The sequence below is a fragment of the Parabacteroides goldsteinii DSM 19448 = WAL 12034 genome (assembly GCF_000969835.1).
Classification (GTDB): Bacteria; Bacteroidota; Bacteroidia; order Bacteroidales; family Tannerellaceae; genus Parabacteroides; species Parabacteroides goldsteinii.
On the sequence record NZ_KQ033913.1, the window covers coordinates 2,330,126 to 2,341,185 of the forward strand.

Sequence of the window (11,060 nt, forward strand, 5' to 3'; positions counted from 1 at the left end):
AATTATCATGTACTTTTGTCCCAAAAGAAACAGATTATGCTTGAAGTAGGAAAATATAACACGCTAAAAATAGTAAAAGACCTGGATTTTGGGGTCTACCTGGACGGGGGTAACGGGAAAGAGATACTTCTGCCGGCCCGTTATGTTCCCAAGAACGTAAAGCCGGGGGATGAAGTGGAAGTCTTTATTTATCACGATAATGAAGGAAGGCTGATCGCTACGACAGCACGACCGCTAGCTACTGTCGGCGAATTCAAATTCATGGAAGTCAAATCGGTTAATAACACGGGGGCTTTTCTGGAATGGGGGCTGATGAAGGATCTGCTCGTCCCTTTCAAAGAGCAAAAGATGCCGATGCGCGAAGGCAGGTGGTATCTGGTATATGTCCATCTCGATCATATCACCGGACGTATCGTGGCTTCTGCACGTATCGACAAGTATCTGGACAATGTAATGCCCGAATATACCTTCAATCAGGAAGTTAACTTACTGGTAGCGGATGAAACAGAGATCGGTTATAAAGTTATCATTAATAACCTGCATTGGGGATTGGTATATTATAATGAAGTCTTTCGTCGCCTGGAAAAAGGAGAAGAGATTAAAGGCTACATCAAAGAAGTCCGCGAAGATGAAAAAATAGACGTAAGCCTCGTTCCGCTGGGCTATCAGAAAATAGAAGGATTGGCCGGAACCATCCTCGAATCGTTAAAAAGTCAGGGAGGATTTATCGCTGTACACGACAAAAGTGACCCGGAAGTCATTCAATCACTTTTCCAATGCAGCAAGAAAAGCTTCAAACAAGCGATCGGTGCCCTTTACAAACAGCATCTTATCACGTTAGAAAACGGCGGCATAAGTTTAGCAAAAAAGCAGGATCAAACAGCCGAATAGCACGACATTTAACTAAATATCAAATATTTACGAGTGACGCTACTTTATACATGCAGCGTCACTCGTTTTATTATTAACTTTTCCGGCACAAGTCATTTCTGATAAAGTCCGATACCTTCCCGAAAGAGCCTAATACTTTACAAGATGTTTCTTATTGAATACTAACTTGTTTTTTAAATTCAAACCTATATGTTTTTAATCTTTCGACCATGGGCAACTTCAAATTTGACCTAGGTCAACTATAAATTCGACCTGGGTCAACTACGTATTTTACCTGGGTCGAATGATTAAGAAGTTATAACTTTACATCTAATTATATACTAGTAAAGGGGTTTAGGTAAATAGTATGATCGCTAAAAAATAGAGGCAATGATACCAAACAAAAAGTGACGCCGTCCTAAATAGCCAGCGTCACCTTCTACATATTGATAATTAATAGCTTCGTACTTACAATTCTTTTTTGAAGCTATTTTTAGTCTAACTTTAATACAGCAAGGAATGCCTTCTGCGGAACTTCTACCGATCCGATCTGCTTCATTCGCTTCTTACCTTCTTTCTGTTTTTCCAGCAATTTACGTTTACGTGAAATATCACCACCATAACATTTGGCTGTTACATCCTTACGTACTGCCTTGATCGTCTCACGGGCAATGATCTTCGCTCCGATAGCTGCCTGGATGGCAATATCAAACTGCTGGCGAGGTATCAACTCCTTCAGTTTTTCACACATACGACGGCCGAATGCCACACTATTATCCACATGTGTCAATGTAGACAGGGCATCCACCGGCTCACCGTTCAACAGGATATCCAGCTTCACCAGTTTACTCGGGCGGAAATCATGGATATGGTAATCAAAAGAGGCATATCCTTTAGAGATACTCTTCAGTTTGTCATAGAAGTCGATCACAATTTCCCCTAAAGGCATATCATAATGAATCTCCACACGATCGCCTGAAATATATTCCTGTTTCAGCAAAATACCACGCTTACCCAGACAAAGTGTCATGATCGGACCGATAAAAGTCGTGTTCGTTATGACAGAAGCACGAATATACGGCTCATCGATATGATCGATCAATGTCGGTTCCGGCAGTCCGCTAGGGTTATGAACTTCTATACAATTACCTTTTTTATCATATACTTTGTAGGATACGTTAGGTACTGTCGTGATCACATCCATATTGAATTCACGGTCCAGACGTTCCTGGACAATCTCCATATGCAACAATCCCAGGAATCCGCAACGGAAACCAAAACCCAGAGCGGCAGAACTTTCCGGCTGGAATGTCAGGGAGGCATCATTCAATTGCAGTTTCTCCAATGACGCACGCAGATTTTCAAAATCTTCGCTGTCGATCGGATACACACCGGCAAACACCATCGGCTTCACTTCCTCGAAACCGGCTATACCAGCCTTTGCCGAACGGGCTACATGAGTTATAGTATCGCCGACCTTTACTTCTTTTGATGTTTTAATACCGGAAATGATATAACCAACATCACCGGTTCTGATTTCACTGCGTGGTGACATTTCCAGCTTTAATACACCGACTTCGTCTGCGTCATATTCCTTTCCTGTCGCGATAAACTTGACATGGTCTCCTTTTCGGATCACGCCGTTCACCACCTTGAAATAGGCGATAATGCCACGGAATGAATTAAATACGGAGTCAAAGATAAGACACTGAAGCGGTGCTTCCGGATCTCCCTGGGGAGCCGGCACCTTTTCAATGATCGCATCGAGGATCTGAAAAACACCTTCACCGGTCTTACCGCTTGCCCGGATAATATCTTCACGTGGACAGCCCAACAGTTCAACGATCTGATCTTCCACTTCATCCGGCATGGCACTGGGAAGATCAATCTTATTCATAACCGGGATGATCTCCAGATCATTTTCGATCGCCATATACAGATTGGATATAGTCTGTGCCTGGATTCCCTGGGCGGCATCGATAATCAGCAAAGCCCCTTCACATGCAGCAATAGAGCGGGAAACTTCGTACGAAAAGTCGACGTGTCCCGGCGTATCGATCAAATTCAGGATATATTCTTCACCTTTATAATTATATTTCATCTGAATGGCATGACTCTTGATCGTAATGCCTCGTTCGCGCTCCAGATCCATATCATCGAGGACCTGCGCTTGTAAGTCTTTGCCTTCGACTGTCTTGGTATATTCAAGCAAACGATCAGCCAAAGTACTCTTACCATGGTCAATATGAGCAATAATACAGAAATTGCGGATATTCTTCATGTGCTAATTTATTTTAGGTGTGCAAAGATAGGAATTTTAGGTCAAAAACTATACTTTTGGCATACCATTTGTTGTTAATATTATATGACACTACAAGAAATAAATAAAGCTTACAACCGTATTATCGGTTCATTAGATAGCAAGGAATTAAAGAATGCTTTTGATTCCATTCAGGCACTCATTTCCGGAAGCCGTGAAATATCATTCCAGGACAAATTGAATGAGTTGCAGGATACATATAAATATATGTTGCGTTATCGCATCGAAGGGGCCAAAGATCCGATGCAGGAACAGATATATAACAAGATTCAGACCTCCTCATACGAGTTGGCCGACCGGATCAAGCATAAAGCGATGGCAGTTGAATCGCCTTTGGCCTTCTATAGCCGGCGCAGGAGTTTGCAAGTCCAGCCTAACGTGACTTTCGAGAACCTCCACCTCCAGCTAAGCAAGCATTATGCGACAGGAAACAGGGCCGAATATGATGCCATGCTCATTGTCTTGTTCAATAAGATATGGGTCTCCGATCCTTTCATGGTTGAAGATGCTGCTGTTATAAAGAATATTCTTTTCGATAACGAACTTCCGTTTACGGCAGGCTGTCAGATTGTTTCATCGCTGACGCTCGGATTACAGGCAGCTTTCGACCCGGAAAAAATGATGTTATTGTTTGATGCGGCAAATCATGGGAATGAAGAGATCAAAGTACGTGCGCTGATCTCCATCCTGCTTACATTATATACTTATAGAAAAAGAACGGCTCTTTATCCGCAAATAATAAACAGGCTGGATGCTCTTTCCGAGGTTCCCGGCTTCACGAAAGCTATACGGACCATTACACTGCGTTTTATCCTGGCCCGTGAAACAGAAAAGATTACCCGGAAACTACAGAATGAGATCATTCCCGAAATGATGAAACTGAGTCCTAAGATCAGCAATAAAATAAATCTGAAAGACATTACCCCGGAACAGCTTGGAGAGGAAATGAATCCGGAATGGGAAAATATATTTGCCGACAGTTCGCTGGGTAAAAAGATGGAAGAATTCAGTGAACTGCAACAGGAAGGTGCCGATGTCATGCATTCTACCTTCGTTCATTTGAAGAGTTTCCCCTTCTTCCGCGAACTGAGTAACTGGCTTTTGCCATTTACGACAGAACATTCATCGTTCGGGGATCGTTTTAACCAGAACAATGGTGAAAAACAGATGCTGGACTCCATGACGCTGGCAGCATTCATGTGCAATTCCGATAAATATTCATTATACTTCAGTATGATGCAGTTGCCTGAAGAAGCTAAAAAAATGATGATGAATCAGTTTGACAGCCAGGCTACTGAAATGATCCAACAGAATAAAGAAGAACTGATCAGTAAACGGGGCAAACTGGAGACGATTACAGGACAATATATACAAGACCTGTACCGCTTCTTTAAAATATATCCGGGACACCTGGATTTCAACGACATTTTCACATTGCCTCTTGACTTTCATAACCTGGATATTTTGCGTCCTTATATCTCCGATGAAGAAAGTCTGAGTACGATTGCAGAATACTACCTGCGCAAAAACTATTTCAGTGATGCTCTGACCATCTTCAACCAATTGGCTGAGACGAATCAGGAGAGTGATATACTTTTCCAGAAAATAGGCTACTGTAAGCAAATGAATGATGATTTACAGGGAGCTCTCGACGCTTATCTGAGGGCAGACCTTTTAAATCCGCAAAGCAAATGGGTCATCCGCCGGATTGCCGGTTGCTACCGTTCGCTGAAAGAACCCGAAGAAGCATTAAAGTACTATCGCCGGTACGAGAAACTGAACCCAGATAATTTATCTATTACAATCAGTATCGGACATTGTTACCTGGAACTCAAAAACTACAGTGAAGCATTGAAATGTTTCTTCAAGGTTGATTATATGGATAGCAATAGCAAGGCATGGCGTCCTATAGCCTGGTGTTCGTTCCTGACCGGTAAATATGACCAGGCACGCAATTATTACAAAAAGATATTGGCTGATCAACCCAATACGCAGGACCTGCTAAATGCCGGCCATACGGAATGGGCTCTGCAAAATATAAAAGGGGCTATAGAATTCTACAGGCAGGCTATAGAAAAAGAAAACGGGAATTTCTATAAGTTCCAGGAAGATTTCAATCAGGACATCCCGGATTTAATCGTGGCCGGTATAGAAGATTCAGAAATATCCCTGATGATGGATCAGTTGAGGTATGTACTAAATGATTCTTTATAAAATAGACTATAAACAACATACAGATAATACAGATCAGGCAGATTTACATGGTAAAGAATCCATGTAAATCTGCCTGATCTGTATTATTCATGTGCCATAAGCAAATGATGCAACCACCTTCCCTGTTATACCGGTTCAACAGGTATACAAATATCCACAATAAACTTTTTTTCCGGATGTTCGTCATGGTTATTCTGATAAATCTCATAATGATGTCCATAACCACACTTACAGCCATTTTCTTCCAATAAATCGAACATTGCCATCCAGGCAGCCGGAAACTCAGACATAGATAATTCAAAACGTCCAACCGCATACAACCCACCGGAGAGCTTATAGCTTCCAATAATTCCTTCCGGCTTCATTTCTTCCGGAACAAACATGGCCGCATCGGCTGTTAATTTATCGACCGGGGTAACACGAGGATCATCATGATAGACGGACAATAACCTCATATCCGGTTGTGAAACAAACCCTCTGGGCAGTGCCCACTTCATAAGATTGGCGAAAGCCTCCTGCATCTGGTCCAATGCTCCCTGATGACGACAATAAATAATAGCCCTCTCAGGCATTTGCTTAATTTCAAAAGTGCAATTCATATCCATACCATTTACTTTGATTGTTTTATCACGACAAAAATAGCGTGAATAAAGCGAGGTATGTTGCTCGTTTATGCTCTTGAATTGACATTTCTTGCTATCCGGATATCCGTTCTTGCGACGATACTCTTCGGCAGAAATACCAAAATGACGTTTGAAACTACGACAAAAAGAAGAGGCGGAAGAAAAACCCCAATCATAAGCCACATCCTTGATCGCAGCAGGATCACTCAGCAAAACATTGGCGGCCCGCTCCAATTTTCTCCGAAGAATATACTTTCCTACAGGTTCACCCATGGAGGCAGTAAATATCCGATGAAAATGATAAGTAGAAATATCAACTAACGACGATAACTCATCTATCGATATCTGCCTGTTCAGATTTGAATTAATATAATCAATAACCCGGTTGATTTGTTTTGTATGATCTTGTAATGTTGTATTCGCCACGTTTATATGTATATTTGAATGAGGTACAAACTTACATAAAAATTGAGATTTATAAGCGCGTCTAATAAAAATAAAGACCACTCCCTGCTGTTATTCCACCGACTTTCGTTATTTTAAAGTTGTAATACAAAAAAACTATATCTTATGGACAGAGTTTGTGGTCTTGATGTGCATAAAGATAGTGTCTTTATGTGTATTCTCACAGCAAACGGTGAGAAAATTGAAGATGTGTTTGGAACTTTAACACCGGAACTGGATCGCCTTCGTGACACTTTAGTCTCTCATGGTGTTGGTAAAGTTGCAATGGAAAGCACCAGTATTTATTGGGTTCCTATTTGGCGCATTTTGGAATGCGATTTTGATGTTAAATTGGTTAACCCTTATTTCATCCGTCAACTCCCTGGTCGTAAAACTGATATTAAAGATGCCCAATGGATTGCGACTGTTCTTCAGAAAGAGCTAATTAAGGGAAGTTATATTCCTGATTCAAAAATACAGGAATTACGTCAGTACAGTCGTCGTATCTTCCATTTGACTCGTCGCAAACAGCAAGCTGAATCTGCTATCGATCTAACGTTGCAACGTTGCAATATTCGTTTGAGTAATTATGTTTCTGATATTGGTTGTAAATCCATGCGTAAGGTGGTCAATGCATTAATCTGTGGTGAAACTGATTCTGAAGTATTAGCTCTGTTGGTTCACAAGCGTATTCGTAATAAACATTGTCATGAGGTTATTAAGTCGTCTTTGACTGGTATTGTATCTTCATCAGACAGAGACATGCTTAAAATGAGTTTGGAAGAAGTGGAACTTTATGATCGTCAGCTTCTTGAGTGTAAAGAGAAAATGCGAATAATTTGCGAGGGACATTATGCCGAGGAACTGGAAATCCTTCAAACAGCTCCTGGGATAAAAGAGGAAAGCGCTATGAGAATCATAGCAGAAATCGGTGTTGACATGAAAGCCTTTCTAACAGCATCAGCTTTAGTTGGCTGGGCTGGATTAAGACCGCGAAATGATCAAAGTGCAGGAAAGATCAAAGGAAGAAAGACTTTACATGGAAACAAGTATTTACGTGTTATGCTTACACAATGTGCATGGGGAGCCTGCAGGACTCAAACATCTAAATTTTATAGCAGATATCATACCTTGAAAAAGAGAATGAATCACAACAAGGCTTTAATGGCAAATGCTCGAAAGCTACTCGTTGTTATTTGGAATTTATTAGCTAAAAAGCAACCTTATATGCCATTTGTGAATTAATGGTTGCTTCTTAATGAGCGTTCCAAGACCCTTATATTTGTGGTGGAGTAAACCCCGTTTTTGCAAACTGGTATACAGGCACGCTCTGGCAAGGAATTGCGTCTGAGACAAACAAGCTCGAAGAGGAAATTATTTATCACTCTCTACATAGACAAAATGTAGGGACAGCTACAAAGTGATCTTATTTTAACGGGAGTTCGAAATAAGGTTAGTGTAACTTTTATTACACAGAAAATAATAAGAAAAAAGGGACCCTTATACAGACTCCCTCCCAAAGATCATACATTTCATAGTCAAGACTGTGGCAATGTTATCTCTTTGTGTTTTTCATAGTTAAAATCTTTTCGTCAAAGGACAGGTTTATTTTTCTTTAATACAAACTTTTTGTTATATTTTTACACATACATGTTATTAAACATGGCTTGACTGTTATTCTGAGGAAGGTTATGGTACTTATTTCGAACTCACGTTTGTTTATTTATAGAGGAAATATAGGAATTGGTATTCATATATAAAAAGGAGTTCTTCATAAACACAAAAAGGAACCAACCTTACGATTGATTCCTTTCATTTGTTTGGAGTCTGTGACTCTAAAACGGCGGCTATCTACTCTCCCACTTTTACGCAGTACCATCGACGTGGTTGGGCTTAACTTCTCTGTTCGGAATGGGAAGAGGTGGATCCCCAACGCTATAACCACCTTAATACCTTTTAAGATGTTTGACCTGGACAACGCTACTTTATCAGTAACTTTCGCTTTGTTAGTATCTCTACTAACCCTGCTGATATATCAATCCTTCCTCTCGGAAATAGAAAGTCTCGGGCTATTAGTACTACTCGGCTTCGACATTACTGCCCTTACACCTGTAGCCTATCAACGTCGTAGTCTACAACGACCCTCAGGGAGATCTTATCTTGAGGCTGGCTTCGTACTTAGATGCTTTCAGCACTTATCCAATCCAGACTTAGATACCCGGCGGTGCACCTGGCGGTACAACCGGTAAACCAGAGGTCTGTCCAACACGGTCCTCTCGTACTAGTGTCAGAGCCACTCAAATCTCCTACGCCCACGATAGATAGAGACCGAACTGTCTCACGACGTTCTGAACCCAGCTCGCGTGCCACTTTAATGGGCGAACAGCCCAACCCTTGGGACCTTCTCCAGCCCCAGGATGTGACGAGCCGACATCGAGGTGCCAAACCGCTCCGTCGATATGAGCTCTTGGGAGCGATCAGCCTGTTATCCCCGGAGTACCTTTTATCCTTTGAGCGATGGCCCTTCCATACGGAACCACCGGATCACTATGCTCTAGTTTCCTACCTGATCGAGTTGTCTCTCTCCCAGTCAAGCACCCTTATGCCATTACACTCTACGACCGGTTACCAATCGGTCTGAGGGTACCTTTAGAAGCCTCCGTTACTCTTTTGGAGGCGACCACCCCAGTCAAACTACCCACCATACAGTGTCCTCGTTTCCACGAGTTAGAACTCAAACAACCAAAGGGCCGTATTTCAACGGCGACTCCACCGACACTGGCGTGCCTGCTTCGCAGTCTCCGGCCTATCCTACACATTAGTTGCCCAAATTCAATGTAAAGCTATAGTAAAGGTTCACGGGGTCTTTTCGTCCCATCGCGGGTAATCGGCATCTTCACCGATACTACAATTTCACCGAGCTCACGGTTGAGACAGTGTCCAGATCATTACACCATTCGTGCAGGTCGGAACTTACCCGACAAGGAATTTCGCTACCTTAGGACCGTTATAGTTACGGCCGCCGTTTACTGGGGCTTCAATTCAAACCTTCTCTTGCGATGAGCTCTCCTCTTAACCTTCCAGCACCGGGCAGGTGTCAGGCTGTATACTTCATATTTCTATTTCGCACAGCCATGTGTTTTTGTTAAACAGTTGCCTGGACCTATTCTCTGCGCCCCGCCATCGCTGACAGGGACCCTTTATCCCGAAGTTACAGGGTCAATTTGCCTAGTTCCTTAACCGTGAATCACTCGAGCGCCTCAGTATTCTCAACCCAACTACGTGTGTCCGTTTACGGTACGGGTACTCTATAGATATGCTTAGCGGATTTTCTAGGGAGCCTGTTTACATCCATATTGCCTTGTACAAGTACTCGGCATACTCTCAGGTTCGACTCTCACGGCGGATTTGCCTACCGCGATCAACGTCTACACCCTTTAACCAACTATTCCGTCAGTTGGCAGGACTGTCACTTCTCCGTCTCCACATCGCTCTATAAAGTAGTATGGGAATATTAAACCATTCTTCCATCGGAATCGCCGTTCGGCTTATCCTTAGGTCCCGACTTACCCTGATCCGATTAACGTTGATCAGGAAACCTTAGTCTTTCGGCGAGGAAGTTTCTCACTTCCTTTATCGTTACTTATACCTACATTTGCTTTTCCAGCTACTCCAGCAAGGGTTATCCCTCACCTTCAACGCCACTGGAATGCTCCCCTACCATCCATTACTCTGGATCCATAGCTTCGGTAAACAGTTTATGCCCGAGTATTATCCACGCCAAACTCCTCGACTAGTGAGCTGTTACGCACTCTTTAAATGAATGGCTGCTTCCAAGCCAACATCCTAGCTGTCTCTGCAGTCTGACTTCGTTAGTTCAACTTAACTGTTATTTGGGGACCTTAGCTGATGGTCTGGATTCTTCTCCTCTCGGACGCGGACCTTAGCACCCGCGCCCTCACTCCTTATCAATATATAGCACGCATTCGGAGTTTATCTGGACTTGATAGGCGGTGAAGCCCTCGCATCCAATCAGTCGCTCTACCTCATGCTATACTAAATAAAGGCTGCACCTAAATGCATTTCGGGGAGTACGAGCTATCTCCAAGTTTGATTAGCCTTTCACCCCTACCCACAGTTCATCCGAAAGCTTTTCAACGCTTACCGGTTCGGTCCTCCAGTTAGTGTTACCTAACCTTCAACCTGACCATGGGTAGATCACTTGGTTTCGCGTCTACTCCCTCCGACTATACCGCCCTGTTCAGACTCGCTTTCGCTTCGGCTCCGTATCTGAAATACTTAACCTTGCCGGAGAAAGTAACTCGTAGGTTCATTATGCAAAAGGCACGCCGTCACAACTTACGTTGCTCCGACCGCTTGTAGGCAGACGGGTTCAGGGTCTATTTCACTCCTCTGTTCGAGGTTCTTTTCACCTTTCCCTCACGGTACTGGTTCGCTATCGGTCTCTCGGGAGTATTTAGCCTTACGGGATGGGCCCCGCTAATTCACACAGAATTTCTCGTGCTCCGCGCTACTCAGGATACCACTAGGCTTCGTTAGAAAGTCGTGTACGGGATTTTCACCCTCTA

Annotated in this window: 5 protein-coding genes and 2 rRNA genes; 3 read left to right on the plus strand and 4 right to left on the minus strand. The window is 42.9% G+C overall.

Translation table 11 applies throughout. The features are described from left to right. Positions 1–36: 36 nt before the first annotated feature. The gene (locus HMPREF1535_RS22410; protein WP_046147538.1) at positions 37–891 is read left to right on the plus strand and encodes a CvfB family protein; all 855 of its coding nucleotides are present in this window, start codon (positions 37–39) and stop codon (positions 889–891) included. A gap of 472 nt (positions 892–1,363) precedes the next feature. On the opposite strand, the gene lepA is transcribed toward HMPREF1535_RS22410, so the two are convergent. Then, complete coding sequence (gene lepA, locus HMPREF1535_RS22415; protein ID WP_007658632.1) at positions 1,364–3,151, minus strand: translation elongation factor 4; 1,788 nt, start codon at positions 3,149–3,151, stop codon at positions 1,364–1,366. Between the two features lie 84 nt (positions 3,152–3,235). Between lepA and HMPREF1535_RS22420 the strand changes: the two genes are divergently transcribed. Beyond that, on the plus strand, positions 3,236–5,404 hold the full coding sequence (locus HMPREF1535_RS22420; protein WP_046147539.1) for a tetratricopeptide repeat protein: 2,169 nt from the start codon (positions 3,236–3,238) through the stop codon (positions 5,402–5,404). A 125-nt stretch (positions 5,405–5,529) separates the two neighbouring features. Here the strand turns inward: HMPREF1535_RS22420 and HMPREF1535_RS22425 are convergent, their stop codons facing one another. Next, a complete protein-coding gene (locus HMPREF1535_RS22425) occupies positions 5,530–6,453 on the minus strand; it encodes an AraC family transcriptional regulator (protein WP_046147540.1) in 924 nt (307 codons plus the stop codon). A 144-nt stretch (positions 6,454–6,597) separates the two neighbouring features. Here HMPREF1535_RS22425 and HMPREF1535_RS22430 point away from each other — a divergent pair, with 144 nt between their 5' ends. Beyond that, positions 6,598–7,716: an IS110 family RNA-guided transposase gene (locus HMPREF1535_RS22430; protein ID WP_010800321.1), complete on the plus strand. Its 1,119-nt coding sequence runs from the start codon at positions 6,598–6,600 to the stop codon at positions 7,714–7,716. Between the two features lie 593 nt (positions 7,717–8,309). On the opposite strand, the gene rrf is transcribed toward HMPREF1535_RS22430, so the two are convergent. Together rrf and HMPREF1535_RS22440 are read right to left on the minus strand one after the other, a co-directional pair. Beyond that, a 5S ribosomal RNA gene (gene rrf / locus HMPREF1535_RS22435) occupies positions 8,310–8,420 on the minus strand. A 102-nt stretch (positions 8,421–8,522) separates the two neighbouring features. Next, positions 8,523–11,060 (minus strand): 23S ribosomal RNA (locus HMPREF1535_RS22440); the annotation flags it as partial.